Consider the following 25,766-nt stretch of genomic DNA (forward strand, 5'->3'; position numbering starts at 1 on the left):
CTGCTCGCCGGGGACAAACACACTGTCATGCGCCCACCCTTTCCGGAGCGGCCAGCATCGACGCGTACGGATCGAAAGGGCATCCACCGTGGAGGTGTGCCTCGTACTCGTCGCGAAAGTACTTGATGGACGACAGGATCGGGCTGGCCGCGCCGTCGCCGAGGGCGCAGAACGACTTGCCGAGGATGCTGTCGGAGATGTCGAGGAGCTTGTCGATGTCGGCCGGGGTGCCGGTGCCGTCTTCGAGGCGCTGGTAGATCTGTGCCAGCCAATAGGTGCCCTCGCGGCACGGGGTGCACTTGCCGCACGATTCGTGGGCGTAGAATTGGGTCCAACGCCGCACCGCCCGCACCACACAGGTGGTTTCGTCGAAGATCTGCAGTGCCTTGGTGCCGAGCATCGAACCGACGCCGGTCATCCCCTCGTAATCCAGTGGCGCGTCGAGGTGTTCGGCCGTCAGCAGCGGCGTCGAGGATCCGCCCGGGGTCCAGAACTTCAGCGAATGCCCGGCTCTGACACCTCCGGCATACCCGAGCAGTTCGCGCAGCGTGATCCCCAGCGGCGCCTCGTACTGGCCGGGGGTGGTGACATGGCCCGACAGCGAGTACAGCGTGAAACCGGGCGACTTCTCCGAACCCATCGAGCGGAACCAGTCGATCCCGTTGACCAGGATGGGCGGCACGCTCGCGATCGACTCCACGTTGTTGACCACCGTCGGGCACGCGTAGAGGCCCGCCACCGCCGGGAACGGCGGTCGCAGCCTCGGCTGGCCGCGCCTGCCCTCCAGCGAGTCCAGCAGTGCGGTCTCCTCGCCGCAGATGTAGGCACCCGCACCGGCGTGCACGATGAGGTCGAGATCGAACCCGGAACCGTGGATGTCGTTCCCCAGATGCCCTGCGGCATAGGCTTCGGCGACCGCGGCCTGCAGCCGCCGCAGCACCGGCAGGACCTCACCCCGCAGGTAGATGAACGCGTGGTGCGCGCGGATCGCGTAGGCCGCGATGATCGCCCCCTCGATCAGGAAGTGCGGGGTCGTCATCATCAGCGGAATGTCTTTGCACGTCCCGGGTTCGGACTCGTCGGCGTTGATCACCAGGTAGTGCGGCTTGGCCGCGGCACCCTCATCGCCTTGGGGGATGAACGACCACTTGGTGCCGGTGGGGAACCCGGCGCCGCCGCGGCCCCGCAGCCCGGAATCCTTGACCATGGTGATCACGTCGTCGGGACTCATGGCCAGTGCCCGGTCCAAGCCCTGGTAACCGTCATGGCGGCAGTAGGTGTCCAGCGACCAGGGTTGCGGCTCGTCCCAGAAGCGGCTGAGCACGGGAGTCAGTGGCGTCATTTACGAATCCGTCGCCTTCGGGTCGGTTTCGGGCGTCGACGCGCCGGCCGGGACGTCGGCCGACGGCCCCGGTGCGGGTTCGTCCTTGGCGGACTCGGCTGCGTGGGCTTCGTCGTCGCCCGCGGACTGCCCTTCGCGGGTGGTGACCGCCTCCGATCCGGACGAGTCCGGCGCCGGAGCGGCCATGTCGTGGCGGTGCGCGAACCGCAACCCGGCGAGGCTGGCGTCGCCGGGCAGTGACTGGTCTTCCTCGTGGGCGGCGGCCGGCAGTCCGGCAAGAACTCTCGCGGTGTCGCGGAACGTGCACAACGACGCTCCGCGTGTGGGTTTCGGTAGCTCGCCGGCGCGCAGCGCGTCAACGAGATCGCGTGCTGTGGAAGGGGTCTGGTTGTCGAAGAACTCCCAGTTGACCATCACGACCGGCGCGTAGTCGCAGGCGGCGTTGCATTCGATGTGTTCGAGGGTGACCTTGCCGTCGGCGGTCGTGGAACCCGCGTCCACCCCGAGGTGCTCCTGCAGGGTGTCGAGGATGGCATCGCCGCCCATGATCGCGCACAGGGTGTTCGTGCAGACGCCGACCAGGTAGTCACCGGTGGGGGTACGTCGGTACATGGAGTAGAACGTCGCCACCGCGGTGACTTCGGCGGGAGACAGGTCCAATTGCCGGGCACAGAAAGCGATTCCAGCCGGGGTCAGACACCCGTCCTCGGATTGTGTCAGGTGCAGCAGCGGAAGCAGGGCCGAGCGCGGCTGAGGGTAGCGCGCGATGATCACCGCGGCGTCGGCCGCGAGCCGGGCCGCGACGTCGGCGGGATAGCTGGCCGTCCCGTGGATCGGGGGTCCGGGTTCGTCGGGCCGCTGCCCGAGCTCGAGGAAGACGCCCGTCACCGATCCACCCCGCCCATCACCGGGTCGATCGACGCCACCGCGGCGATGGCGTCGGCGACCATGCCGCCCTCGCACATCGCAGCCACCGCTTGCAGATTCGTGAACGACGGATCGCGGTAGTGCACCCGGTACGGGCGGGTGCCACCGTCGGAAACCATGTGCACCCCCAGTTCTCCACGGGGTGATTCGACCGCGACGTAGACCTGGCCGGCAGGCACCCGGATTCCTTCGGTCACCAACTTGAAGTGGTGGATCAGGCCCTCCATCGAGTGGCCCATGATCTTGGCGATGTGCTCGGGGGAGTTGCCCTGGCCGTCGGGTCCCACCGTCAGATCCGCGGGCCAGGCGAGCTTCTTGTCCTCGATCATCACGGGTTGGCCGTCGAGTTTCTCCAACCTCTCGACACACTGTTCGGCAATCTTGAGTGACTCACGCATCTCCTTGACCCGGATCAGATAGCGGCCGTAGGAGTCGCAGCGGTCGTCGGTGATGACGTCGAAGTCGTATGTCTCATAACCGCAATAGGGCTGCGTCTTGCGCAGGTCGTGCGGAAGACCGGTGGAGCGCAGCACCGGGCCGGTGATCCCCAGCGCCATGCAGCCGGTCAGATCCAGATAGCCGATGCCCTGGGTGCGGGCCTTCCAGATGTAGTTCTCGTTGAGGAGATCCTCGAGATCGCGAAGCCGTGTCGGCAGCAACTCGAGCAGGTCTCTGACCTGAGTGAGTCCGTCGTCGGGCAGGTCGACGGCGACACCTCCGGGCCGGACGTACGCGTGGTTCATCCGCAGTCCCGTGATGGACTCGAACACCGACAGGATCAGTTCGCGTTCCCGGAAGCCGAGGAACATCGCGGACATCGCCCCGAGTTCCATGCCGCCGGTGGCCAGGGCGACCAGGTGGCTGGAGATCCGGTTGAGTTCCATCAGCATCACCCGGATCGCCGAGGCGCGCTCGGGGATCGCGTCGGTGACATCGAGCAGCTTCTCCACGCCGAGGCAGTAGGCCGTCTCGTTGAAAAACGGTGACAGGTAATCCATCCGGGTCACGAACGTCACGCCCTGGGTCCAGTTCCGGAACTCGAGGTTCTTCTCGATGCCGGTGTGCAGGTAGCCGATCCCGCAACGCGCCTCGACGATGGTCTCGCCTTCGATCTCGAGGATGAGGCGCAGCACCCCGTGCGTCGACGGGTGCTGCGGGCCCATGTTGACGACGATGCGCTCTCCGGCGTGCTCGGCGGCGTTCTGCCTCGCCGCCGTGACGACCTCGTCCCAATCCTGGCCGCCGACGACGACCACCCGTTCAGCCGGGCCGGGAGCGCTCTGTGATGTGGTCATCAGCGGTAGGCCCTCCGTTCGTCGGGCGGCGGTATCTGGGCGCCGTGGTACTCGACCGGGATCCCGCCGAGCGGGTAGTCCTTGCGCTGCGGGTGGCCGACCCAGTCGTCGGGCATCTCGATCCGGGTCAGCGACGGGTGACCGTCGAAGATGATGCCGAAGAAGTCGTAGGTCTCGCGTTCATGCCAGTCGGTGGTCGGATACACCCGGAACAGCGACGGGATGTGTGGGTCGGCGTCGGGGGCCGCCACCTCGACGCAGATGCGCCGGTTGTGGGTGATCGACATCAGTGGATAGACCGCATGCAGCTCGCGGCCGGTGTCCTCGGGGTAGTGCACCCCGCTGACGCCGAGACACAGCTCGAACCGCAGACCGGGGTCGTCGCGCAGCGCCGCAGCCACCGCGGGCAAGTGCTCACGTCGGACCTCCAGGGTCAGCTGGTCACGGAACACCACCACCCGTTCGATCGCGGCGGCGAACGCCTCGTCCCCGAGCGTGGTGACCAACGTGTCGACGACGTCGTCGAAGTAGCCACCGTAGGGCCGCGGTGAACCGCCGGGCAGTGCCACCGAGCGCACCAGGCGGCCGTAGCCGGAGGTGTCGCCGGTGCCCTCGGCGCCGAACATGCCGCGGCGCACCCCGATGACCTCGGGTTGCGAGTCCCCGTCTTCGGCGATCATGACCGCAGCAGACCCTTCAGCTCGATCGTCGGCTGGACCGCCAGCGCGGCCTTTTCGGCTTCCCGAATTGCCTCCTCCCGGTTCACCCCGAGCGGCATCTGCTGGATCTTGTCGTGCAGCTTGAGAATCGCGTGCAGCAGCATCTCCGGTCGCGGTGGGCACCCGGGCAGGTAGATATCGACCGGAACCACATGGTCCACGCCCTGGACCACCGCGTAGTTGTTGAACATCCCGCCGGACGACGCGCACACCCCCATCGCCAGCACCCACTTCGGCTCGGCCATCTGGTCGTAGATCTGCCGGAGCACCGGCGCCATCTTCTGGCTGACACGTCCGGCGACGATCATCAGGTCGGCCTGGCGCGGCGTCGCCGAGAACCGCTCCATGCCGAAACGTGAGATGTCGAAGCGTGGCCCGGCGGTGGCCATCATCTCGATCGCGCAGCACGCCAGACCGAAGGTGGCGGGCCACAGTGACCCCTTCCGCACGTAGCCGGCAACCTTCTCCACCGTGGAAAGCAGGATCCCACCCGGTAGCCGCTCCTCTAGTCCCACGCCAGACCTCCCCGTCGCCATTCGTACGCGTATGCCACCGACACGTTGAACAAAAAGAGCCCCACCGCGATGACCCCGAAGGCGCCCAGGCTGTCGAACGCCACCGCCCACGGGTAGAGAAACACGATCTCGATGTCGAACACGATGAACAGCATCGCCGTCAGGTAGTACTTGATCGGGAAACGTTGAGCGGTCGCGGCCACAGCCGGATCGGACACGTCCATCGGTTCGATCCCGCACTCGTAGGCCTCGAGCTTGGAGTGGTTGTAGCGCCTCGGTCCGATCAGCAGCGCGATGCCCACCGAGCCGACCGCGAACACGGCAGCGATCGCGCCAAGCACCAGGATCGGCGTGTACAGATTCATACGGCGCAGGCGCTCCTCGGGGGCTGTCGATGTGAGCTGCCCCACAGCCTAACCATGTTTTGGATGCAAGCCACACATTTTGGTTAGTATCGCTACTGGCGCCGGCCGGCGATCTCGCTTTGCCACGAAAATGCAAGCGCGACAAGTAATTCCGTGCCGCGTGCGATCACACGGTGGTGCGGAGCAGGGATATCACCGCGTCGCCCAGCCGGATCGGGTCGATCGGATGGGGGACCGCAGCTTCGGCGCGCGACCAGCGAGCCAGCCACGCATCGTCGGGCCGGCCTGTCAGCACCAGGACCGGCGGGCACGGATCGATCTCGTCCTTGAGTTGTTTGGCGATACCCATGCCGCCGACAGGACTGGCCTCGCCGTCGAGGATCACCAGATCGAAGCCACCCTCGTCCATCTGCCTGATCACCGTCGCGGCGGTGGCGACCTCGAGGTAGCTGAGTTCCGGAAGGTCGGGGTGCACGCGCTTGCCCAGTGCCAGGCGTACCTGCTCCCTGGTCCTCGGGTTGTCGCTGTAGACCAGGATGCGCAGGGTAGACGGAGGCGCAGCCATGCTCGCGATGGTAGCCCCGCGGGGGATCGACGGCACCGAAAACGTCTGCCTGGTCGGTGTGTCGGCTCTCAACGGCCGGCTGCCAACAGTGGGGCGATCCCGGCAGGGTCCAGGTACTCGTCGACGCTGCTGATCAGGCCGTCGGAGTCCAGTTTGATCACGATGCACACCCGCACGGCGAGCAACACGTCCGTGCGGCCGGTGGCGTGCAGGACATGCTGTTGGACGAAGCCGCCGTCGAAGAACTGGCGATCGAGGATCTCGTATCGCCGCTCGAGGGTGGCGTTGATGAACCAGGCGATGATCCGTACCGACCGGGCGCGGTCGCTGGGGCGCTCGTCGCCGGTCTTCCACACGGCCACCGCAGGGCTGAACAGCTGCTCCACCGTTGTGATGTCGCCGCGTTCGATGGCGTCGAACAGTCGGTCGGCGACGCCGGCGGTAGTGCGCAACTCGGTTTCAGACATCCTGTTGACCTCAACTCCGGTTCAGGTTGAACACTGGGGTGCATGGAACAGACGCCAACACTCTCCCGATTCGACGAGTTCTACAAGAACCAGACCCCGCCGTGGGTGATCGGCGAGCCGCAACCGGTGATCGTCGACCTTGCCACCGCCGGCGCCATCACCGGCCGGGTGCTCGATGCCGGCTGCGGCACGGGGGAGCACACCATCCTGCTGGCCCGCCGCGGCGTCGACGTGCTCGGCATCGACGGTGCGCCCACAGCTGTCGAGCAGGCCAGGCGCAACGCCGCGGACCAGGGTGTCGACGCCCGATTCGAGGTCGCCGACGCGCTGCACCTCGGAGATTCGCCCGGCTACGACACCATCATCGACAGCGCCCTGTTCCACATCTTCGACGACGGTGACCGCGCCACGTACGTCCGCAGCCTGCACACCGCGACCCAGCCCGGCGCGACCGTGTTCGTGCTGGCGTTGTCCGACGCCGGACGCGGCTTCGGGCCCGAGGTCAGCGAGACGACGATCCGGGACGCGTTCGGTGCGGGGTGGGAGATCGAGGACCTCTCCGCGACGACCTACCGCGGCGTCGTCACCGAGCTGCACGCCGAACAGTTGGGGTTGGCCGTCGGCAGCCGGGTCGACGAGCCCGCCTGGCTGGCCCGGATCCGCAGGCGCTGACACCGCGGTCATCCGGGGTACGGGTCCACGGATCTAGCGCTGGGAATCGTATCCGGGATGGGCGATGGACAAGCGGTGTCGCACAAGTAGGCGCAGTACTGCCATCACCTCGTCGCTCCGGTCATCCAACTCGCCTCTCCGGATGGCGTCGGACAGCGCGGACTCGTCGGGGAATCCGAGATCCGCCAACGCCTCACGCACCTCATCCGCCGTCTCGTCGAGCAGTTCACGCTCGACGATCCGCAGCACGTTGGCCGCGACGCGGGCGTGGAAACCGACCTGCCCGTCACACGCGTTGCGGACCTCGTGGTCGAGGAAGTCGGCGACGGCCGCGACGAGTTCGGCGGTGGTGGGCCGCCCGGACAGTGCACTCATCGCGGTCCTCCTCCGGACAGCAGATCCAAGATGTCCCATTCGGTTTCGCTGACCCGACGGCCGATGGCCGCGAGCTCGACCGAACGCTGCTCGCCGGAGAGGTGTCGCTCGGCCTGGTGCCTGCAGATGACGCCCCACCGCAGTGTCGCCACGGTCAGCCACCACCGGAACGCGTCGCGGTCCACCGCTGTCCCCGACGCTTGTTCATAGGCCTGCAGGAACGTCTCGACACTGCCGAGACCACCGGCGCCCAGCGTCTCCGGCGCGCCGAACCGCCACGCCCGGATACAGAACCACGCCAGATCCTCGTACACCTCACCGATATGGGTCAGCTCCCAATCCAGCACCGCGGCCAGTCCTGAACCGTCGACGATCAGGTTGCCCATCCGGAAGTCGCCGTGCACCAACCGCATCGGCGACGGATCGGGGCGCCGGTCGGCGAGCCGACGAAACGCCCACTCGAAAGTGGCGGTGGTGTCGCCGATCTCGTCGAGTCGGCTGCGCCAATCCGCGAGGTCGTCGGGCGCGGTCAGCCCGATCCCGTCCGGATCGGCGCGGTGGATCGCCGCCAATGCCGCGGCGCACTGTCCGAGCATCCGTGACCTGCCGGCGTCGTCGAGTCCGCGCAGGATGCGCCGCACGATGGTCTCGCCGGCCACCGCGTCGCAGATCAGGTACGGGTTGCCCAGGGCGGCAGGCGAGTTGTCGGCCGTCAGGATGTGGGGGACCGGTGCGCCCGCCGCGGCGGCCCGCTGCTGCGCCAAGGCCTCCAGTTCCATGCCTGCGTGGATGTCGTCACCGGCGCCGGTGCGCAAGATGAGGGCACGCCGTCCGTCGGCGTGCGCAGCGGTGAACGCCCAGGTGATCCTGCTCGCGCCGCCGGTGAGCGGTTGCAGGTCCTCGACGCTCACCTCACCCAGGACCGGCGCAAGCACCTGTTCGAGAGCCCGCGCCAGGGTGTCGCTCACTTCCGCCCGAACCCGAACAGTCGCTGCGCCACCCGGCGGATCTGGATCTCCTCGGCGCCCTCGGTGATCCGGTAGCGGCGGTGGTGCCGGTAGATGTGCTCGAACGGTTCATGCCTGCTGTATCCCACGCCGCCGAACACCTGCATCGCCCGGTCGGCGGCCTCGCACACCAGCCGGTTGGCGCGGTAGTTGGCCATCGACACCTTGTCCGAGACCTCCATGTGGTGGTTGCGGTCGAGTTCGGACGCGGCAAACCGCACCAGCAGCCGCACCATCTGAGCCTCGGTCTGCAACTCGACCAGCGGCCACTGCACCGCCTGGTTGACCGCGAGCGGCTTGCCGAACACTGTGCGTTCGCCGGCGTACGCGACCGCACGATCGATGCAGTGCTGGGCAGCCCCGAGACTGCTCGCCGCCTGACGAATCCGGTTCTCGTGCAGGAAGGTCTGTCCGACCTCCAGGCCGCGGTCCACCTCGCCGAGGATCGACTCGGCGGGGACCCGGACGTTCTCCAGCACCACCTCGCCGTGATCGGTGGGCATGTTGAACGTCCACCAGTAGTACGGCACCGAGAACCCCGGGGCGTCGGTCGGCACCAGGAACGCGCTGATGCCCCGGGCCTGACCCGGATCGCCCGACGTGCGGGCGAACACCAGGTCATGGGTGGCGCGATGCACGCCGGTGTTGAACCGCTTGGCGCCGTTGATGATCCACTCGTCGCCATCCTGCACGGCGGTGGTCTCGAGCCAGGTGGCGTCAGATCCGTGGTTGGGCTCGGTGAGCCCGAAGGCCATCGACCGCTCGCCGGTGATCAGGGCATCGGTCCACTCCTTCTTCTGCGTGTCGGTGCCGAACCGGTCCATCATGATCACCTGGGGGAAGTTGCCGACGATCGAGGACTCGTCCTGCAGGTCGTTGTGCAGCCCGAGCCCCTTGTGGGCCAGATGTTCACGGATCACCGCCATGTCGATGTTGCTGCCGTCCCGACCGCCGAACCGGGACGGCAGCCCGTACCGCAGCCAGCCCGCCTTGTCGGCACGCCTGCGCATCTCGCCGAGCAGATCTTCCCACTCCCGCCGCGGGATGCCGCCGTTGTCCCAGTCGGTGCGGGCATGTTCCCGGCGGTGGTCGAAGTACTGGATATGTTCGCGTTCCAGCGGTTTGATCTCCGCCTCGATGAACGCGTCCATCTCGTCGAGCAGCCCGGGAAGATGGTCCGGCAGGCTGAAATCCACAGTGCTCTCCTTTGGCGGCCTTCGTTGGCGGTCCTGTCAGAACCCGTACAGCGTCTTCTTCCAGATGCGTGACAGCGTGGTGATGGCGTCCTCGTCGCCGATGTCGATGCCCAGGCCCGAGGTGCCGACGAAGACGGTGGTGAAGTTCTCGAACAGCAGCGCGATCGCCGCGGCGGTGTATTCGGGGTTCAGCTCACCGCCGTAACCCTGGTCCTGGGCGCGCCGTACCGACGCGGCGACGATGTCGACTCCGAAGCGACGGAACTCGTTCTGGACGGCGGCGAAGCGTGGTTGGGTGGTCGCGAGCTGGGCCACCGCGATCATGATCCCGATGTTCTGTTTGAACATCGTCCAGTATCCGGTCACCACCGCGGTGAAGAAGGCGTCGTCGTCGGGGGAGTCCGGCAGCTGCAGGCTCAACCCCGACGGTGTCACGACCTCGCGCAGGAACGACTGGGCGAGTGCCGCCAGCAGATCCTCTTTGTCGGTGAAGTACCGGTAGAACGCGGCGGGTGACTTGCCCGCAGCGGAGGTGATGTCACCGAGCGTGGTGCCGTGAAAGCCCCGTTCGGCGAACAGTTTCCGCGCCGCCTGCTCGATGGCCAGCCGCGTCTGCTGACCTTTCGCGCTCAGCGTTGCGGAAGGGAGGGCGGGCACGTTCGCTAACCCAGGATCCGGTCACCGGCGCGCAACAGCGCGCCGGGCAGTTCGTGCCTCACGGCATCCTGGGCGATGCGGGCTGCGGCGATCGCTGCCTGCAGATCAACATCGACGTGAACTCCGCTGTCCCGCAACAGGTACACCAGGTCTTCGGTCGCGATGTTGCCGCTGGCACCCGGCGCGAACGGGCAGCCGCCGAGCCCTCCGACAGAGGCGTCCAGCCGGGTGACACCGGCGCTGACCGCGGCGTATGCGCTGGCCAGGCCGGTGCCACGGGTGTTGTGGAAGTGTGCGCCCAAGGGTAGATCACCGATTCTCGGACGGACGAGGTCGATCAGCTCGCCGACCCGCAGAGGTGTGGCGGTGCCGATGGTGTCGGCGATCGCGAGCCGGTCGACCCCGGCGTCGGTGGCGGCGGTGACGATGTCGACGACCCGTTGCGGCGGTGTCGGTCCGTCGAACGGACAGTCCCAGGCGGTGGCGACGATGACCTCGACGCTCACCCCGCTGTCATGGGCGATCGCCACGATCTCGGCGATCTGGGCGGTCGCTTCCGCCGACGTGCGGCCCACATTGGCACGGCTGTGCCCGTCTGCTGCGGAAACCACGAACTCGAGGGAGCGCAGCCCCGCGGCGACGGCGCGCTTGGCCCCGTTCGGACTGGCCACCAGTGCGGAGAACTCGATGCCGGGGAAGTTGGGCAGTTCGGCGGCGAGCTCGGCGGCGTCGGCCAGTGCAGGCACCTTCGAGGGGGAGACGAAGGCCGTCGCCTCCATCTCGCGAACCCCGGTGGCGGCGATCGCGGCGAGGAGGTCGAGCTTGGCCGACAACGGAATCGGGTCCTCGATCTGCAACCCGTCCCGCAGCGAAACGTCACGGATGTCGACGTGGACGGCTGGCCTGGTCACAGGATCCCCTCCGAACGCAGTGCCGCGATCTCGGCTTCGCTCCTGCCGAGCAGGCCGCGGTAGATCTCGTCGTTGTGCTGCCCCGGGCGCGCCGACCCGGCATGGCGGATGGTGCCCGGGGTCTCGGACAGCACGGGAACCACACCGGGCCCCTTGACATTCCGTCCGATCCGTTCGTCCCAGTGGTCGGCGATCATGCCGCGGGCCTGCAACTGGGGATCCTCGACGACTTCGGCGACGGTGTTGATGGGGCCGCTGATCACCCCGGCCTCCGAGAGGGTCGCGATGATGTCGGCTGGTTGGCGTTCAGCGGCCCACGATCCGATGATCTTGTCGAGTTCGTCCTGGTTGCGTCCTCGCGCCAGATGATTGGCGAAGCGTTCGTCGGCGGCGAGCTCGGGCTGGCCCATGGCCCCGCACAACCGCCGGAACACGGTGTCCTGGTTCGCCGCGATCACCACCCAACTGCCGTCGGCGCTCGGGTAGATGTTCGACGGGGCGATGCCCTCCAGGCGGGTACCGGACGGGCCCCGCACCACCCCGCCGACGTCGTAGTCGGGGATCGTGGATTCCTGCACCGCCAGGCAGGATTCGGTGAGCGCGGCGTCGACCACCTGGCCGTGTCCGGTCACCGAGCGGCGGTACAGCGCGGCCAGCGCCCCCTGCGCGGCGAACATTCCGGCCAGGCTGTCACCCAGTGACAGCGCCAGCCGCGGGGGCGGGCCGCCGGGGAACCCGTTCATGTGCCGCAGGCCGCTGGCGGCCTCGGCGACCGACGCGTAGCCGGCCCTGTGCGCTTCCGGGCCGGTCTGGCCGTATCCGGAAACCCGCACCAGGATGATGCCGCGATTGCGTTCGCGGAGCACGTCGTAGCCGAGCCCCCATTTCTCCAGGGTGCCCGGCCGGAAGTTCTCGACGATGACGTCGCTGCGTTCGACGAGGTCGAGGAAGAGGTCGCGCCCCTTGCCTTCACGCAGGTTGAGGGTGACGGCTTTCTTGTTGCGCGCATGAACCGTCCAGAAGAAGTGGTGCCCGTCGAGCTCGGCCTGTCCCCAGGTCCGCAGCGGGTCCGGTGACCCGGGGGGTTCGACCTTGATGACCTCGGCACCCATATCGCCGAGGAGACGACCGGCGAAGGGCCCGGAAATCAGCGTCCCGACCTCGATGACCCGGATTCCGTCGAGCGGCCCCGTCGTTGTCGTCATCGGGCTGCCGCGAAGTCGTGGCGGACCAGCCAGTCGGTGACGATGCCGACGGCCCCGCGCAGCTTGTCGCGCTGGTCGGCGCCGGCGTAATAGTGATTCGCGCCGGGGATCTCGTGCATCTCCTTGTCGGGATGCCCGATCGCCTCGAAGATCCGGCGGGTGTGGCTCGGTGTGCAGGCGTCGTCGGCGAGGTTCCCGATGACCAGCGCGGGCACCGCGATGTCGGGTCCACACTTCACGGCGTCGCCGTTGGCGTCGTCGTAGCTCCACTGCGATAGCCAGCTGCGCAGTGTGCAGAACCGCGCGAGGCCCACCGGGCTCATGTTCACCACCTGAGGATCGCCCAGATAACAGGTTCCCGGGGTGCGTTCGTTGGGATCGACGGACGGATCCAGCCACCGCGGGTCCGCCATCGTGCCGTGCACGACGAACGCGAACTCGTCATCGGGCCTGCCTGCCGTCTTGAGTTCATCGAGTTTGTCTTTGACCCACTTGGTGATTCGTCGGTTCCGCGCGATCTGCGCCTGGTGATAGCGATCGAGGAATTCCGGCGGGTACGGCGGCTGGTTGGGGTTGTCGGGGTTGTAGAGATCCAGCTCTGGATCCCGATTGCCGGGATCGTTCTCATCGAGGATCGAGGCGTCCATCCACTCGGTCATGGTGCCGTGCCTGCTGATGTGGGCGGCCAGCAGCATGATGCCGTCGGCGGGGATCAGCCCGAGCCCGGTCAGGTCAGGTCCGTCGCCGGACGGGCTCGAGGTCACCGTGGGATGCTGGGCCTGCTGCTGGTAGAAGACCGACAGCGAGCCGCCGCCGCTCCAGCCGGCGAGCACGACTTTCGAGTAGCCGAGCCGGTTCTTGGCGTCCTTGATGCATTCGCCGAGGTCCTCGACGACCTTCTCCATCAGCAGCGCCGAGTCGGTGCCACGGAAGCGGCTGTTGCAGTAGATGACGTGGTGGCCGGCGCGGGCCAGCGCGTTGATCATCGGCAGGTAGGCGCCGCCGCCGATCGGGTGCATGAACACCAGCACGGTGTCGGACGGCACCGTCTTCGGTTTGAGTAGGTAGCTTTCCAGCACCACCAACTCGGCTACGCCGCCGTAGACGTCACGGACTGCCGAATTGTTCTGATAGGCAACCAGATAGGGAATGCGATCGTACTCGTACCGGACCGGTGTCTGCTGGTGCGGCATCAGTGCTGCCCGAGGTCGTTGGCCAGGATCTCCGCCGAGGGGACCAGCCGGCGACGGGTGTCGATCGCGATCACCCGCCAGTCCACGGAGTGGAAGTCGTCGAACTTGCGGCGTGCTCGCTCGCGGGCCTTCTCCGGCGCACCGTGGTGGACCCCCTGGGGTGCGTGGGAGATGAGACCCGGCGGCATCGGGATACCGTAGAGCGAACCACCGTGGAAGAACGCGATCTCGTCGAAGTCGACGTTGCGGTGATACCACGGCGTGCGTTCGGTGCCCGGCACCCCTTCGGCGGGCTTGGGCAGGAAGTTCATCACGTACACCCCGGTGGCCTGCATGAACAGGTGCACCGTCGGAGGCAGGTGCACGCTGTCGGAGGTCACCACGTTGTAGTCGGCGATGTTGAAGGTGAACGGGAAGTTGTCGCCGCGCCAGCCTTCGACGTCGAGTGGATGATGTTGGTAGTACAGGGTTGTCGGGCCGCCGTCATGCACCAGCCGTACCTCGTACTCGTCGCGGCCGTCGTCGTCGTACGGATGCGGTTCCGGGATGACGGCCTGCGACGGGTCGAAGGGGAAGTGGCGGCCGAGTGGTCCGGGCGGCGGCACCCGGAACTCATCGGTGGCCTGGATCATCAGCCACGTGCACTGGTCGTCCGGAACGTGCCGCCACGTGCAGGCCTTCGGCAGATACAGCCAGTCACCCTGCCGGTAACGCAATGGACCGAATTCGGTCTCGACGAGGCCCGCGCCCTCGTGCACAAAACACAGCAGGTCTCCGTCGATGTGACGCGTGAAGTGCGGCATCGGCGCAGCGCGCCGGGATAGCAGCACCTCGCAGTCGGAGTTGGAGAACATCAGCAGGGGACCACCGTGTGCATCGGTGGCATCCGCGGGTTTGAGCTCGCTCGACAGCACATCCAGTGGCCGCAGCGGGCCGACGGTGCGGTACGCCGTGGGGTCGTGGCGCCGGTAGAGGTTGGCAGTGCGGCCGGTGAAGCCGCCGCGGCCGAGTTCATCGTCTTTGAGTCCGTCGAGGTCGGCGTGCAGCCGTCGGGGGGTGACCCCTTTTCGCAGATGCACGAACGATTCCATGGAGGCCCTTCCGACGACTGAAAGTAAAACTGACTTTAGTTTTAGCTTTGACGGGCGTCAATAGTGGAGGTGATCCTCGAGAAGCGGTCAATTTCGGCCGCCGGTGACTCAGGCGGCGCCGGGTTCGCGGTTGGTCATTCCAATGCGCGCAAGATCGGCGACGCGTCGCTCAGTCTTCGTCAGCTGGAGATGTACTGGGTGATGGCGTTCATGGCCTTGTCGGCGAGCTGGGCCTTGAGAACCGTCACCCTCGCGGTCACCTCGAAGATGGCTGTCTGCAACGCCGCTCCACCACTGCCATCGGTAGCCAAATCGCTGACTACGGAACCGTCGGTGGCCGCCGCCTCGGCGAGGTTGTCGTCACCGAGGACCAGGCTGCTGGCCCAGGCGTCGTCGCTGGTGGCCAGGGCAGCGCTGCGGTTTCCGACGACGACGGCTTTGGCCAGTCCGTGGTCGGTGGTGGCTTGGGCGGCGTTGCCCTCGCCGAGGAGGAAGCCGCGGCTGTGGCCACCGTTCTCCGCCTCGCTGGCGATCACGCTGTCCGCGCCGATCATCTTGGCCGACGCCACGCTGCCAGATCCCTCGGCCTGCGCGACAAGGGTCGAAGCGTCGCCGCCCACGACGTGGGCGAGCGCACCGTTCTCGGCGGCCGCGCTTCCCGAACTGGAGTCGGCGACGGCGACGGTGGACCAACTGTGATTCTGTGCAAACGCGAGGCCGTTCGAGTTCTCGCGCACCCGCGCGGTGGCCCAACTGTGATCGATCGTGACGGCGTTGCTGATACTGCTGTCGCGGGCGACGGAGCTGGCCACGCTGGCTTCCGCGGCGAAAGCGGTGGCGGCGCTGGAGTCTCGGGCCACCGCGCGGGCCGTGCCGCCGTCGAAGGAGACCGCGGTGGCAACACTGCTGTCGCTGGCAGAGGCACTGGCCCGGCCGGTCTCGCTGGTGGCTTCGGCGGCGCTGTCGCCGTCGGCGAAAGCGTTGGCCAGGCCGCGGTCAGCGCCGGCGGCGGCGACGCTGGAACCGGCAGCGCTGGCGACGGCGACGCTGGAACCGGTGGCGGAGGCAGTGGCGAGGCTGGAGTCGTAGGCAGCAGCTCTGGCCAGGCCGCGGTCGGCGGAGGCAACCGCGGTGCTCTCCGTGCCGGCGATGGCTCTGGCCGCACCGTTTACCGCGTTGGCTTCGGCTTGCGCGCCAGTGCCGTTGCTGTGGGCGCGGGCACTGCTGAACCATCCTCGGGCGGTGGCGTCGCTGTTGGTGCCGTAGGCGTGGGCTTTGTTGAAGTTGCCGTCATCGGCGGTGGCGGTGGAGTCTTCGCCGGTGCTGATGGCGGCGTTGAACCAGCCGTCGGCGATGGCGACTGTGTTGGCGCCGTACGCGATCGCTAGGGAGCCGAAACCAGAGGAGGTGGCTGTCGCAGAACCGTTCTGAACGAGTTGCACACCGCTGAAGGACACACTGAAGTCGTCGAAAGACACCCCGACCTGCTGGCCGATCCAGCTGAGCGCGCCCACCAGCCCCGAAACCTGAGCCGATGCAGGTGCGGGGGTGGTCAGTGCGTTGACCTGCTGGGCGACCAGAGTGCTCGCCACCTGGGTGAAAGCACCGGGCGCGTATTGGAACGCCGCCGCCGGCGCAGGCGGGGCCTCAGCGCTCTCGTCCACCACCGTCGCCGCAGGCTGCGCCGTCGCTGCGGCGGGGGCCAGCGCTGAACGCCGCGACTCGGAGGCCACCATTACCGGCAGCACAGGGCTTTCGGTGAGTGCCTGTGGGTCGGGGACCTGCTCGGTGTCCGCGACACCGTCGAGGACATCCACTTCGGCGAGGTCGCTGTTGGCCTTGTCGTCGAGTTCGGTGTCGTCGAGTTCGGAGTCCAGGTCCGCGTCGTCAGCGGCGAGATCCTCGGCTTCGGCATCGAGATCGTCAGCCTCGGCGTCCCGGTCCTCGTCCTCGTCCGCGCCCTCGGTGTCGGCGTCGGTGTCAGCCGAGGCGCCCGCACCCGACGACCTTGTGTCGGAGGAACCGGAACCATCGGATCTGCTACTCGACGACGAGGACGACCCGGACCCCGAGGGAGAGGAGGTTGCGGAGCTGGCGCCGCTGTCGGTCGACGACGAGGAGGACGACCTGGTCTTCGAGGAGGAGTCGTCGGCGTCGGCGGCGGCCGTCCAGGGTGCGGCGAACAGAAACGCGCCCACCCCCAGTGCGGCGGCGAGCCCGCCGATCCGGCCGATGTGCTGTCCACCGCTTCCGCGGCTCGGCACCCGACGGCGGGCCTCCTCACGGTGTGTGTGCAGCCGGTGTCTGCCCGTCGAACCCATCTGTGATCCCCTCGAATGGCACGCGGGAAGGCGGCCTGAAAAGTTCTGCTGGAGGCTAGTTCCGGGGGGACGTTAACAGGATTGGGGCCTGTGGCGATGTAGGGATTTCCCTATCCCGGACCCTCGCGAACATGGCCAGAACCCGCCGCTGCGCGCCCAACCACCGACCCCCTCAGCGCAACTGGGCGTGTTGCACGGCGGGCCGAACGCTGCGCCTCATCCGCGCAGTGGATCGCGCTACTGGCCCGTGACCGCGGTGATTCTTTCAGTCGATGAGATCGACGCGGACGGTCAGCAGGTTCGTTCCGAACGTGCGGACTCCCATGCTGTTGACCTGTGGCAGTGACCGCAGCCGAGCGCGAGCGTCGTCCTCTGGCAGTAGATGCGCTGTGCCGCGGTGCCAGCGCCCCTTCAACCGCACCCGCACGTGCGGGTTGGCTTTGATGTTGAGCACGTACTGCGACTTCTCGCCGAACTCCGAGACGAACCAGAACTCGTCGCCGACCCGGCGGCCGCCCAGCGGCGTGCGCCGGGGTTCGCCGGACTTTCTGCCGGTCGTCTCCAACAGGGTCTGGAACGGCATCCGTCCCATCACCTGGTTGCCGACGTATTTCTGCATGAACTTGGTGACACTGTCGCGGACGCTGGTCATCGGAACTCCGTTCGCCGGTTTCACACCATGGCGGTGCGCGGGACCGCCATCCCCATTGTCAGCGCTGCGGCGAGTTCACGGCTGGTGTCGTAGTCGAAAACCACATGACCGCCGATGACGTCGACGTCGCGCTTGATGCGCTGCAGCGGGTTGTCCAGGAAATGGGCGCTCGCGCCCGACGCGCTGAGCAGATCGCCGATCACCGCGCGCGACTCGTGGACGATGTGTGCCGCGGCGAGCCTGGCCTGACCGCGTACTGGACGCTCTACCGGGTCTCCCGCGGCAACGATGGCTTCGATCTCGCCCACGGTGTCGGCCAGTAGTCCGCGCAGGGAGCGCAACCGCACAAGTGCTTGCCCGAGGTGCACGGAGGCGACGGGCTTGTCCTTCTGCATCACGCCCTCGTACGCCAGGAACCGCTGAGAGAGCCGCTCGGTGTAGATCTGCGCGGCTCGTTCGGCGCTGCCGAGTGCGGGCATCGCGGCCAGCAGGGCGAGTGCGGGGACCATCGGCCATCGATAGGTGTCGGCGTCGTGCACCGCGGCCCCGGGTGCGGTGCCCGTGTAGATGTCGGAGACGGCCACCAGCCGATGCTCCGGCACGAAGGCGTCGTCGATGACGATGTCGTTGGAACCCGTCGCTCGCATGCCGTCGGTGTGCCAGACGTCCTCGATGCCCACCTCGTCGATCGGCAGCAGCGCCAGCACCGGGTAGATGCTCGTCGGATCGCCCGGCACCCGTTCGCGCAGCGCGCCCACGATGATCCAGTTGCCGTCCATCACACCCGTCGCCCATGACCACCGCCCGGACAGTCGGATCCCGCCGTCGCATCCGACGCCGCGGCCCGTGGGTGCCAGCGGTGCCGGGGCCAGGAACGGGCGCGATGCGAATGCCTCGCGCTGAGCCTGCTCGCTGAACAGCGCGAGCATCCAGTTGTGCAGCGCATAGAACCCGAGCGTCCACGCGCTGGATGCGCAGCCGTGTGCCATCAGCCGGACAGGGTCGAAGATGGCCGGTAGCGGGGCCTGGCGGCCGCTATAGCGGGCCGGCACCAGCAGGTCGATGAACTCCGACGTCGCGGGGTCGGCCAACGTGGCCGCCGGTAGGCGGCGCTGACGCTCCGCCTCGGGCGCTCGCTCCGACAACCGCGTGACGTATTCGGGGGTGACGGTGATGGCGGCGACCGTGGCGAGCATGGCCGCGACCGTACCATACCGTTTGGTATGGACTGCTGAATCAGCGTTTGATCATCAGGTCGAGGAACCGTTCCCGCTGCCGGGCCGTCCCGGCGGTCGGCGGGGCATTCGACAGGTGCAGAAAGCCGATGCCCGCGGCGAACGTGGCGTTCGCGCGCATGACAGCGTCCTCGGCGTCGAAGCCGGCATCCTCGAACGCCCGGCGGACCGCGCTCAGGACCCGCTGGTCGGCGGCATGCACGCTCTCGGCGACGGCGGGGTCGGTGCGCGCCCACTCCCGCATCGCCCGCTCCAGGGCCCACTGCCGCTCGCCGAGCATTGACGCCATCATCTGCGCGAGTCGCTCCCGGGGCGGGAGATGCCCCAGGTCGCCGAAGTGACTGCGGTCCCGGTCGTGCAATCGGGCCCAGGCTTCGACGACGGCGACGCGATAGCTCGCCATGTCCTTGAAATGCCAGTAGAAGCTGCCTTTGGTGACGCCGAGGCGGCCGCAGAGCCGATCGATCTTGAGGGCATCGAGTCCGTCGTCGGCCAGGAGGGCGTAACCGGCCTGGATCCAGTCCTCGGCCGTCAGCCTGCCTGCGCCGGGACCACTCACCATCCGCCGGAGCCTACTGAAGGTCGCCGGGTGTGAGCGCGGTCACCATGACGGAGGCATTACATTATTGAGGTCGAGCGTGGCCGGCAGAAGCTCGCCGATGTCGAGCGCACCGGGCGATTTCGCTGGCGCCGGGCCGGATATTGGCCGCGGCGTCAGTTTTGTTTTCCCGCAGGAAGTGGGCTGTTCGGCGTGGCCGGGCTTCCTCACATGCTGGTCACATGCTTTACTGCAACCGCTACAACTGAAGATTTCTCGGCCCGACTTGTGCCGCCGATCGGCTGTGCGCAACAGGGGGCAGCGCGGTCAAGGCAACGCTGTGTTGGTAACGGTTTTGCCGCCCCGCCCGAAAAATCTTGGGACAAGCCGCGTCACGCGGTAACCAGAGATGGATGGATTGACGGTATGAGACTTCTTGACAGGATTCGCGGCCCGTGGGCGCGTCGGATCGGCGTTGCGACCATGACGGCGGCACTGCTGCCCGCGCTGGTCGGCCTCACCGGAGGGTCGGCGACTGCCGGAGCATTCTCCCGGCCGGGTCTGCCGGTCGAGTACCTGATGGTGCCGTCGCCGTCGATGGGACGCGACATCAAGGTGCAGTTCCAGAGCGGCGGCGAGAACTCGCCCGCGGTCTACCTGCTCGACGGCCTGCGCGCGCAGGAGGACTTCAACGGCTGGGACATCAACACCCAGGCGTTCGAGTGGTACCTGGACTCCGGTCTGTCGATCGTGATGCCCGTCGGCGGCCAGTCCAGCTTCTACACCGACTGGTACCAGCCGGCCACCAACAAGGGGCCGACCGTCACCTACAAGTGGGAGACGTTCCTGACCCAGGAGCTGCCCGGCTTCCTGGCCTCGCAGCGGGCGGTCAAGCCCACCGGCAGCGCTGCGGTCGGCCTGTCGATGGCGGGCTCGGCCTCGCTGATCCTGTCGGTGTACCACCCCCAGCAGTTCACCTACGCCAGCTCGATGTCGGGCTTTTTGAACCCGTCGGAGGGGTGGTGGCCCTTCCTGATCAACATCTCCATGAGTGACGCCGGCGGCTTCGACGCCAACGAGATGTGGGGCAGGACGGAAGATCCGAACAGCGCCTGGGAGCGCAACGACCCCATGGTGCAGATCCCGAAGATCGTCGCCAACGGCACCCGGATCTGGATCTACTGCGGTAACGGCCAACCCAACGAGCTCGGCGGCGGCGACCTGCCCGCGACCTTCCTGGAGGGCCTGACCATCCGCACCAACGAGACCTTCCGCGACAACTACATCGCCGCGGGCGGCAGCAACGGTGTGTTCAACTTCCCTGCCAACGGAACGCACAACTGGGCGTACTGGGGCCGGGAGCTGCAGGCCATGAAGCCCGACCTGCAGGCGCACCTCCTCTGATTCGGTACTGACGAACAAAGCCCCCGATCGACCGGTCGGGGGCTTTGTCGTTCCGCGCCCCCGTCGTGGCTAGGGTGGCCGTCATGACGGAAATCAATGCGATGGTCGCGCACGAGGACGCCGAAGGCGCGATCGTGCTGCGCCACGAGGTGGTCGACGAATCGTTCCTGCCCGAGGGCGACGTGGAAATCCGGGTCGGGTATTCGAGCGTGAACTACAAGGACGCCTTGGCGGTCACCCCGAAAGGTGGAGTGGCGCGCGGCTATCCGTTGATCCCGGGAATCGATGTCGCGGGCACGGTCACCGCGAGCACCTCCCCGGACTTTGCCGTCGGTGACACCGTGATCGCCCACGGGCAGGACATCGGCACCGCCCGCCACGGTGGCTATGCACAGGTAGCGCGGTACCCCGCCGAGTTCCTGGTCAAGCTGACGTCGTTGAGCGCGGCCGACGCGGCGGCCATCGGCACGGCCGGCTTCACCGCCGCGATGAGCGTGAACGCCGTGCGCGCGCACGGCGTCGACCCGTCCGACGGGCCGGTACTGGTCACGGGAGCCACCGGCGGGGTGGGCAGTGTCAGCGTCGACCTGCTCGCCGGACTGGGCTACGAGGTGGTGGCGTCGACAGGGAAGGCCGAAGCACACGATCTGCTGCGTGAGCTGGGGGCCGCGGAGGTCATCGATCGGGTTCCCGGCCCGGAGGACAAGGTGCGCCCACTGGGCAAGTCGCACTGGGCCGCCGTCGTCGACTGTGTCGGCGGCAAGACCCTGGCCTACGCATTGAGCACGTTGAATTACGCTGGTGTGGCTGCAATCTCGGGACTCGCCGGGTCAGCGGACCTGCCGACCACCGTGCTGCCGTTCATCCTGCGCGGGGTGACGCTGGCAGGCATCGACTCGGTGCTGCTGCCCATCGAGGCGCGCCGAGACGTCTGGGGTCAGATCGAGGCGGGACTGAAGCCACGCCACCTGGCCCGCATCACCCGCGACGTCCCGGTGCGTGACGTCGTCGACGTCCTCGGCAACATCGTCGGTGGCGGCGTCACCGGACGCACCCGGGTCGTCGTGGACGACGGCTTCTGAGCCGCGTGCACTCGGCCGCACCGGGTAGCGGGCCCTCGCGCAACGGACAGGTGATGCGGTGCTGCACGAGCGCACCGTAACAAGTGGTGCCCGAGGTTACTTCAGTTCAGCAGATGACAGGCCCAGCAGGCGGCGCGCGACCACCAGCTGCTGGATCTGCTGGGTGCCCTCGAAGATGTCGAGGATCTTCGAGTCGCGGGCCCACTTCTCCAGCAGAGCCTCCTCGGAGTAGCCGGTGGTGCCGGCCAGTTCCACTGTCTTGAGCGTGATGTCGCTGGCGACGCGGGCAGCCTTGGCCTTGCCCATCGACGCCTCCTTCGAGTTCGGGATCCTGTTGTCCGCCTGCCACGCCGAACGGAGGGTGAGCAGATAGCCGGACTCCCAGTCGGCCTCCATGCGCAGGAACTCCGCGGCCGCAGCACTCTGGGCATGCGCCGGTTTGTCGTACGAGATCTCGATGCCTGCTGCGGTCAGGATCTTGCGAAGTTCCTCGAGCGCGGCGCGTCCGATGCCCACGGCCATGCCGGCGACAACGGGCCGGGTGTTGTCGAAGGTCTCCATGACCCCGGCAAAACCCTTCTCCACGTTGATATCCGGGCTTCCTAGGAGGTAATCCTTGGGAATGCGGGCATTCTCGAACCGGATCACCGCGGTGTCGGAGGCTTTGATGCCGAGCTTGTGTTCGAGGCGCTCGACGGTGACGCCGGGGTGCTCGCGGGGCACGATGAAGGATTTGATCGCCGCCCGGCCCTTGGTCTTGTCGAGGGTCGCCCAGACCACGATGTGCGTCGCACGCGAGCCGGCGGTGACGAAGATCTTCTCGCCGTTGATCACGTACTCGTCGCCGTCGAGTTTCGCGGTGGTCGACACCGCGGCCGAGTCGGAGCCGAAATCGGGTTCGGTGATCGCCATCGCGGCCCACACCTTGCCGAGCCGCTCGAGTTGCTCGTCGGTCGCGACCCCGGAGATCGCTGCGTTGCCGAGTCCCTGGAAGGGGATCGACAGCACCAGCGCGACGTCGCCCCAGCTGACCTCGATGATGTTGAGGACAGCGGACATGTTGCCGCCGTTGATGTTGCCCTTGGGTCCGTCGTCTCCGTCGCGGAACGCCTCGGCGCCGGCGAACGAGATGGTCTTGGCCTCCGAGATGCCCTCGAACAGGGTCGCGACGGTGTCCAGCTCAACGGGGTAGGCATGTTCCCTCGCGTCGTACTTGCGCGAGATCGGACGCAGAATCTCGGCCGCGCCCTGATGTCCCTTCTCGACGACCGCCTGCAGCTTCTTCGGCAGTTCCAGATTTATCGCCATGTCAGTCTCTTCTCGTCAGGCCGGTGGGAATCAAAGGACCACAACACCTTCGGCGACGCCGATGGCCCGCAGATCGCGGTACCAGCGCTCGACCGGGTGTTCTTTGGTGAAGCCGTGGCCGCCGAGCAGCTGGACGCCGTCGAGACCGATCTGCATCCCCTTGTCGGCGCCGAGCTTCTTGGCCAGGGCCGCCTCGCGGGCGAATGACAGGCCCTGTTCTGCGCGTGCTGCTCCCCGCAAGGTGATCAGCCGCAACCCGTCGAGCTCGATCGCGATGTTGGCGCACATGAACGCCACCGACTGCCTGCGGGCGATCGGTTCGCCGAAGGCTTCGCGCTCCTTGACGTAGGGGACGACGTAGTCGAGCACCGCGTGCGAGGTCCCGACGGCCAGGGCCGCCCAGCCCAGCCGCGACAGTGCGATGGCCTCGGAGTAGTCCTGGTCGGTGGCGCCGTCCTCGCCCAGCCGCGCGCTGAGCGGCACCGTGACCTTGTCGAGCTCGACCCGGCCGAGCGCGGCAGCGCGGATCCCCATGCTCGGGTCCGCGGTGACCGTCAGTCCCCGGGTTGACGCCTCGACGAGAAACAGCGCCGGCTTTCCGTTGAGCTGGGCGGCGATGATGAGCACTTCGGCGTCGGCGGCGGCCGGGACCAGCGACTTGACCCCGTCGAGCCGGTATCCGCTCGGGGTGCGCACGGCCGTGGTCTTCAGCGCGGTGGGGTCGAACAGCGGGTGCGGCTCGGCGATCGCCAGGCAGGCCTGGGGCACGTTCTCACCGGCGAACTCCTTCAGATATGTGGCCTGCTGGTCGGCGCTGCCCCAGTGGCTGAGCGCGGCCGCGACGCCACCGGGCGCCAGGATCGGCAGCGCCAATCCCATGTCGCCGTAGGCCAGTGCTTCGGCGACGAGCGCGTTGGTGACGGTGCTGCGGTGCTCGGCGATGCCGTCGAAGTCCTCCGGGATGTTGATCGCGGTGATGCCCAGTTCGGCAGCCTTGGCGATCAGATCCGCCGGGTAGGCGGCGGCGTCGTCGGCGTCGTGGGCGGCAGGCCGCAGGATCTCTTCGGCGAACTCGTTGACCGTCTCGACGATCATCTTCTGGTCGTCATCGGGGGTCAGGTCGAAGTAGTCGGACCCGCTGGACTTGAGCCGGGTGGCCGGCTTGCCCAGGCCTTGGATCCGCTTGAACTGTCGCGTCGTGGCGCCCGCAGCGGAGAAGCCGTGCTTCACGCCGTACTTGATCCCGCGGTTGAGCGGGTCCCGCAGGTTGTACTTGTCCAGGAACTCCTGGCCCATGAGCGGGGTGAGCAGCGCCATCCCCACGTCGATCACAGTCCGCTTGTGCTTCTGGAGGCCGACGGCGCTCTCGTGGCCGCTCCGGTTGGGAGGCAGGGTGTTCGTCATTGGCAGCTGCCCTCGTGTGGTGGTTCGGGATGCGCGATCACGCAACTGACTCCACAGTAAGGTACTAGAACTGACTCCCGAGTAAGGTTCATCGACTTGTAATGGACCTCACACCGCGAGTCGGGCCAGAACCGCGTCGTGCAGCAGCCCATTGGTCGCCACCGCGCTGCCGCCGTGGGGTCCCGGTTCGGCGGCCAGATTCGTGAACCGGCCACCGGCCTCACGCACCAGGATGTCCAGCGGTGCGAGATCCCAGACCTTGACCTCCGGTTCCACGGCGATGTCGACGGCCCCCTCGGCGACCAGGCAGTACGACCAGAAGTCGCCGTAGCCCCGGGTGCGCCACACGGCGTCGGTGAGATCAACGAACCGCGAGCGGCCCGCGTCCCATCCGGTGGTCATGTCGGAGAACGACAGGCTCGCCGCGTCGAGTGCGCTGACCCCCGAGACCGAGATCTGCCGCGTCGCGCCGCCGAAGGAGGTGAACGCACCCCGACCCTCGCCGGCCCACCAGCGTCGTCCCAGGGCAGGCGCGCTCGCCACCCCCACCGCCGGCACGCCGTCGACGAGCAGCGCGATCAACGTCGCCCACACCGGCACCCCGCGGACGAAGTTCTTGGTGCCGTCGATCGGGTCGATCACCCACTGCCGGCCGCTGAACTCCCTGGTGCCGCCGAACTCCTCACCGAACACCGAGTCCTCGGGCCGTTGTTGCGCCAGCCGGTCGCGCAGCAGTGTCTCGGCGTCGAGATCGGCATCGGTCGCCGGCGTCATGTCGGGTTTGGTCTGCACCCGCAGGTCCACCGCCCCGAAGCGCCGCATCGTCAACGAGTCGGCCTCGTCGGCCAACTCCAGCGCCAACGCCATGTCATCCAGCAGGGTGTTCATACCTGCCGTCCTACCATGTGGGGGTGGCCGAACTCGCAATCCTGCTCCTGCTCGTCGGCGCGCTGGCGCTGCTCCTCGCGCCGTGGATCAGACGAAGACGCGGTGTCGGCAACGACTGGGTGCCGGGAACCATGGTGGTGACCGGGGTCAGCCCGCGACCCGACGTGGAGGGTGAGCAGTACGTCACCATCACCGGCGTCCTCAACGGCGCCACCGTCAACGAGTACACGGTCTACACCCGGATGGCCGTGGACGTGAACAACTGGCCGACGATGGGCCAGTTGTTCGAGGTGGTGTACTCGCCGGGCAACCCCGAGAAGTGGGCGTTCGCGCCGCAGCCCGCGCCGCCGCCACCGCCGAATCCCTGACTTCTCACGGGCTCGTCCCTCACCCGCTTCGTCGTCAGCGGGGTTGGATGGGCTGATTCCTCAC

The 25,766-nt window shown here is 67.5% G+C and carries 27 protein-coding genes; 4 read left to right on the plus strand and 23 right to left on the minus strand.

Features of this window, described 5'->3' with window-relative positions; all coding sequences use genetic code 11:
- Positions 1-25: 25 nt before the first annotated feature.
- From nuoF to BEMPMBAN_RS21765, 8 genes are all read right to left on the minus strand, one after another.
- On the minus strand, positions 26-1,342 hold the full coding sequence (gene nuoF, locus BEMPMBAN_RS21730) for an NADH-quinone oxidoreductase subunit NuoF (RefSeq protein WP_159233317.1): 1,317 nt from the start codon (positions 1,340-1,342) through the stop codon (positions 26-28).
- Positions 1,343-2,230 carry an NADH-quinone oxidoreductase subunit NuoE gene (gene nuoE, locus BEMPMBAN_RS21735; protein ID WP_159233318.1) on the minus strand — a complete coding sequence of 296 codons (888 nt, stop codon included), beginning with the start codon at positions 2,228-2,230 and terminating at the stop codon, positions 1,343-1,345.
- The gene (gene nuoD / locus BEMPMBAN_RS21740) at positions 2,227-3,564 is read right to left on the minus strand and encodes an NADH dehydrogenase (quinone) subunit D (protein ID WP_159233319.1); all 1,338 of its coding nucleotides are present in this window, start codon (positions 3,562-3,564) and stop codon (positions 2,227-2,229) included. Before nuoD ends, nuoE begins: the two co-directional genes overlap by 4 nt.
- Entirely contained in the window at positions 3,564-4,244 is a 681-nt protein-coding gene (locus BEMPMBAN_RS21745; RefSeq protein WP_159233320.1) for an NADH-quinone oxidoreductase subunit C, read from the minus strand. The genes nuoD and BEMPMBAN_RS21745 overlap by 1 nt, the downstream gene beginning before the upstream one ends.
- Positions 4,241-4,798, minus strand: coding sequence for a NuoB/complex I 20 kDa subunit family protein (locus BEMPMBAN_RS21750; protein ID WP_159233321.1), 558 nt, complete (start codon positions 4,796-4,798; stop codon positions 4,241-4,243). Before BEMPMBAN_RS21750 ends, BEMPMBAN_RS21745 begins: the two co-directional genes overlap by 4 nt.
- A complete protein-coding gene (locus BEMPMBAN_RS21755; protein WP_159233322.1) occupies positions 4,789-5,163 on the minus strand; it encodes an NADH-quinone oxidoreductase subunit A in 375 nt (124 codons plus the stop codon). The genes BEMPMBAN_RS21750 and BEMPMBAN_RS21755 overlap by 10 nt, the downstream gene beginning before the upstream one ends.
- Before the next feature lie 166 nt (positions 5,164-5,329).
- On the minus strand, positions 5,330-5,728 hold the full coding sequence (locus tag BEMPMBAN_RS21760; protein ID WP_159233323.1) for an Rv3143 family two-component system response regulator: 399 nt from the start codon (positions 5,726-5,728) through the stop codon (positions 5,330-5,332).
- Between the two features lie 68 nt (positions 5,729-5,796).
- Positions 5,797-6,195, minus strand: coding sequence for a nuclear transport factor 2 family protein (locus tag BEMPMBAN_RS21765; RefSeq protein ID WP_159233324.1), 399 nt, complete (start codon positions 6,193-6,195; stop codon positions 5,797-5,799).
- 42 nt (positions 6,196-6,237) lie between these two features.
- On the opposite strand from BEMPMBAN_RS21765, the gene BEMPMBAN_RS21770 reads away from it, so the two are divergent.
- Positions 6,238-6,867: a class I SAM-dependent methyltransferase gene (locus tag BEMPMBAN_RS21770; protein ID WP_159233325.1), complete on the plus strand. Its 630-nt coding sequence runs from the start codon at positions 6,238-6,240 to the stop codon at positions 6,865-6,867.
- Between the two features lie 33 nt (positions 6,868-6,900).
- On the opposite strand, the gene BEMPMBAN_RS32795 is transcribed toward BEMPMBAN_RS21770, so the two are convergent.
- The 12 genes from BEMPMBAN_RS32795 to BEMPMBAN_RS21825 all read right to left on the minus strand — a co-directional run bounded on the left by BEMPMBAN_RS32795 (position 6,901) and on the right by BEMPMBAN_RS21825 (position 19,272).
- Entirely contained in the window at positions 6,901-7,242 is a 342-nt protein-coding gene (locus BEMPMBAN_RS32795) for a DUF6285 domain-containing protein (protein ID WP_159233326.1), read from the minus strand.
- Positions 7,239-8,210, minus strand: coding sequence for a phosphotransferase family protein (locus BEMPMBAN_RS21775; protein ID WP_234897633.1), 972 nt, complete (start codon positions 8,208-8,210; stop codon positions 7,239-7,241). Before BEMPMBAN_RS21775 ends, BEMPMBAN_RS32795 begins: the two co-directional genes overlap by 4 nt.
- Positions 8,207-9,445, minus strand: coding sequence for an acyl-CoA dehydrogenase family protein (locus tag BEMPMBAN_RS21780; protein ID WP_159233327.1), 1,239 nt, complete (start codon positions 9,443-9,445; stop codon positions 8,207-8,209). Before BEMPMBAN_RS21780 ends, BEMPMBAN_RS21775 begins: the two co-directional genes overlap by 4 nt.
- Before the next feature lie 36 nt (positions 9,446-9,481).
- Positions 9,482-10,102 carry a TetR/AcrR family transcriptional regulator gene (locus BEMPMBAN_RS21785; protein WP_159233328.1) on the minus strand — a complete coding sequence of 207 codons (621 nt, stop codon included), beginning with the start codon at positions 10,100-10,102 and terminating at the stop codon, positions 9,482-9,484.
- Positions 10,103-10,107: 5 nt separating this feature from the next.
- Positions 10,108-11,013 carry a hydroxymethylglutaryl-CoA lyase gene (locus BEMPMBAN_RS21790; protein WP_159233329.1) on the minus strand — a complete coding sequence of 302 codons (906 nt, stop codon included), beginning with the start codon at positions 11,011-11,013 and terminating at the stop codon, positions 10,108-10,110.
- Positions 11,010-12,218 carry a CaiB/BaiF CoA transferase family protein gene (locus BEMPMBAN_RS21795; RefSeq protein ID WP_159233330.1) on the minus strand — a complete coding sequence of 403 codons (1,209 nt, stop codon included), beginning with the start codon at positions 12,216-12,218 and terminating at the stop codon, positions 11,010-11,012. Before BEMPMBAN_RS21795 ends, BEMPMBAN_RS21790 begins: the two co-directional genes overlap by 4 nt.
- Positions 12,215-13,411, minus strand: coding sequence for an alpha/beta hydrolase (locus BEMPMBAN_RS21800; protein ID WP_159233331.1), 1,197 nt, complete (start codon positions 13,409-13,411; stop codon positions 12,215-12,217). The genes BEMPMBAN_RS21795 and BEMPMBAN_RS21800 overlap by 4 nt, the downstream gene beginning before the upstream one ends.
- Positions 13,411-14,502 carry a homogentisate 1,2-dioxygenase gene (locus tag BEMPMBAN_RS21805; RefSeq protein WP_159233332.1) on the minus strand — a complete coding sequence of 364 codons (1,092 nt, stop codon included), beginning with the start codon at positions 14,500-14,502 and terminating at the stop codon, positions 13,411-13,413. The genes BEMPMBAN_RS21800 and BEMPMBAN_RS21805 overlap by 1 nt, the downstream gene beginning before the upstream one ends.
- Before the next feature lie 179 nt (positions 14,503-14,681).
- Complete coding sequence (locus BEMPMBAN_RS21810; RefSeq protein WP_159233333.1) at positions 14,682-16,823, minus strand: hypothetical protein; 2,142 nt, start codon at positions 16,821-16,823, stop codon at positions 14,682-14,684.
- Positions 16,824-17,088: 265 nt separating this feature from the next.
- Positions 17,089-17,475: a nitroreductase/quinone reductase family protein gene (locus BEMPMBAN_RS21815; protein ID WP_159233334.1), complete on the minus strand. Its 387-nt coding sequence runs from the start codon at positions 17,473-17,475 to the stop codon at positions 17,089-17,091.
- 20 nt (positions 17,476-17,495) lie between these two features.
- On the minus strand, positions 17,496-18,671 hold the full coding sequence (locus tag BEMPMBAN_RS21820; protein ID WP_159233335.1) for an acyl-CoA dehydrogenase family protein: 1,176 nt from the start codon (positions 18,669-18,671) through the stop codon (positions 17,496-17,498).
- Positions 18,672-18,711: 40 nt separating this feature from the next.
- On the minus strand, positions 18,712-19,272 hold the full coding sequence (locus BEMPMBAN_RS21825; protein WP_159233336.1) for a TetR/AcrR family transcriptional regulator: 561 nt from the start codon (positions 19,270-19,272) through the stop codon (positions 18,712-18,714).
- Positions 19,273-19,674: 402 nt separating this feature from the next.
- Between BEMPMBAN_RS21825 and BEMPMBAN_RS21830 the strand changes: the two genes are divergently transcribed.
- Positions 19,675-20,652, plus strand: a complete 978-nt coding sequence (locus BEMPMBAN_RS21830; RefSeq protein ID WP_159233337.1) for an esterase family protein — start codon at positions 19,675-19,677, stop codon at positions 20,650-20,652.
- Between the two features lie 83 nt (positions 20,653-20,735).
- Positions 20,736-21,734, plus strand: a complete 999-nt coding sequence (locus tag BEMPMBAN_RS21835; protein WP_159233338.1) for an MDR family oxidoreductase — start codon at positions 20,736-20,738, stop codon at positions 21,732-21,734.
- 96 nt (positions 21,735-21,830) lie between these two features.
- Here the strand turns inward: BEMPMBAN_RS21835 and BEMPMBAN_RS21840 are convergent, their stop codons facing one another.
- From BEMPMBAN_RS21840 to hisN, 3 genes are all read right to left on the minus strand, one after another.
- Positions 21,831-23,042: an acyl-CoA dehydrogenase family protein gene (locus BEMPMBAN_RS21840; RefSeq protein ID WP_159233339.1), complete on the minus strand. Its 1,212-nt coding sequence runs from the start codon at positions 23,040-23,042 to the stop codon at positions 21,831-21,833.
- Positions 23,043-23,072: 30 nt separating this feature from the next.
- A complete protein-coding gene (locus BEMPMBAN_RS21845; RefSeq protein ID WP_159233340.1) occupies positions 23,073-24,446 on the minus strand; it encodes an acyl-CoA dehydrogenase family protein in 1,374 nt (457 codons plus the stop codon).
- Positions 24,447-24,554: 108 nt separating this feature from the next.
- Positions 24,555-25,334 carry a histidinol-phosphatase gene (gene hisN, locus BEMPMBAN_RS21850; RefSeq protein ID WP_159233341.1) on the minus strand — a complete coding sequence of 260 codons (780 nt, stop codon included), beginning with the start codon at positions 25,332-25,334 and terminating at the stop codon, positions 24,555-24,557.
- Between the two features lie 23 nt (positions 25,335-25,357).
- Here hisN and BEMPMBAN_RS21855 point away from each other — a divergent pair, with 23 nt between their 5' ends.
- Positions 25,358-25,702 (plus strand): hypothetical protein, encoded by a 345-nt coding sequence (locus BEMPMBAN_RS21855; RefSeq protein WP_159233342.1) that lies wholly within the window; start codon positions 25,358-25,360, stop codon positions 25,700-25,702.
- Positions 25,703-25,766 lie beyond the last annotated feature (64 nt).

It is taken from the genome of Mycolicibacterium austroafricanum, from assembly GCF_902705885.1.
GTDB lineage: Bacteria > Actinomycetota > Actinomycetes > Mycobacteriales > Mycobacteriaceae > Mycobacterium > Mycobacterium vanbaalenii_A.

Bases quoted from the DNA above. Each gene is read 5' to 3' on its own strand.
- nuoF (WP_159233317.1), bottom strand. From the start codon at position 1,342: ATGACGCCACTGACTCCCGTGCTCAGCCGCTTCTGGGACGAGCCGCAA.
- nuoD (WP_159233319.1), bottom strand. From the start codon at position 3,564: ATGACCACATCACAGAGCGCTCCCGGCCCGGCTGAACGGGTGGTCGTC.
- BEMPMBAN_RS21745 (WP_159233320.1), bottom strand. From the start codon at position 4,244: ATGATCGCCGAAGACGGGGACTCGCAACCCGAGGTCATCGGGGTGCGC.
- BEMPMBAN_RS21755 (WP_159233322.1), bottom strand. From the start codon at position 5,163: ATGAATCTGTACACGCCGATCCTGGTGCTTGGCGCGATCGCTGCCGTG.
- BEMPMBAN_RS21760 (WP_159233323.1), bottom strand. From the start codon at position 5,728: ATGGCTGCGCCTCCGTCTACCCTGCGCATCCTGGTCTACAGCGACAAC.
- BEMPMBAN_RS21765 (WP_159233324.1), bottom strand. From the start codon at position 6,195: ATGTCTGAAACCGAGTTGCGCACTACCGCCGGCGTCGCCGACCGACTG.
- BEMPMBAN_RS21770 (WP_159233325.1), top strand. From the start codon at position 6,238: ATGGAACAGACGCCAACACTCTCCCGATTCGACGAGTTCTACAAGAAC.
- BEMPMBAN_RS32795 (WP_159233326.1), bottom strand. From the start codon at position 7,242: ATGAGTGCACTGTCCGGGCGGCCCACCACCGCCGAACTCGTCGCGGCC.
- BEMPMBAN_RS21795 (WP_159233330.1), bottom strand. From the start codon at position 12,218: ATGACGACAACGACGGGGCCGCTCGACGGAATCCGGGTCATCGAGGTC.
- BEMPMBAN_RS21800 (WP_159233331.1), bottom strand. From the start codon at position 13,411: ATGCCGCACCAGCAGACACCGGTCCGGTACGAGTACGATCGCATTCCC.
- BEMPMBAN_RS21805 (WP_159233332.1), bottom strand. From the start codon at position 14,502: ATGGAATCGTTCGTGCATCTGCGAAAAGGGGTCACCCCCCGACGGCTG.
- BEMPMBAN_RS21810 (WP_159233333.1), bottom strand. From the start codon at position 16,823: ATGGGTTCGACGGGCAGACACCGGCTGCACACACACCGTGAGGAGGCC.
- BEMPMBAN_RS21815 (WP_159233334.1), bottom strand. From the start codon at position 17,475: ATGACCAGCGTCCGCGACAGTGTCACCAAGTTCATGCAGAAATACGTC.
- BEMPMBAN_RS21820 (WP_159233335.1), bottom strand. From the start codon at position 18,671: ATGCTCGCCACGGTCGCCGCCATCACCGTCACCCCCGAATACGTCACG.
- BEMPMBAN_RS21825 (WP_159233336.1), bottom strand. From the start codon at position 19,272: ATGGTGAGTGGTCCCGGCGCAGGCAGGCTGACGGCCGAGGACTGGATC.
- BEMPMBAN_RS21830 (WP_159233337.1), top strand. From the start codon at position 19,675: ATGAGACTTCTTGACAGGATTCGCGGCCCGTGGGCGCGTCGGATCGGC.
- BEMPMBAN_RS21835 (WP_159233338.1), top strand. From the start codon at position 20,736: ATGACGGAAATCAATGCGATGGTCGCGCACGAGGACGCCGAAGGCGCG.
- BEMPMBAN_RS21840 (WP_159233339.1), bottom strand. From the start codon at position 23,042: ATGGCGATAAATCTGGAACTGCCGAAGAAGCTGCAGGCGGTCGTCGAG.
- BEMPMBAN_RS21845 (WP_159233340.1), bottom strand. From the start codon at position 24,446: ATGACGAACACCCTGCCTCCCAACCGGAGCGGCCACGAGAGCGCCGTC.
- hisN (WP_159233341.1), bottom strand. From the start codon at position 25,334: ATGAACACCCTGCTGGATGACATGGCGTTGGCGCTGGAGTTGGCCGAC.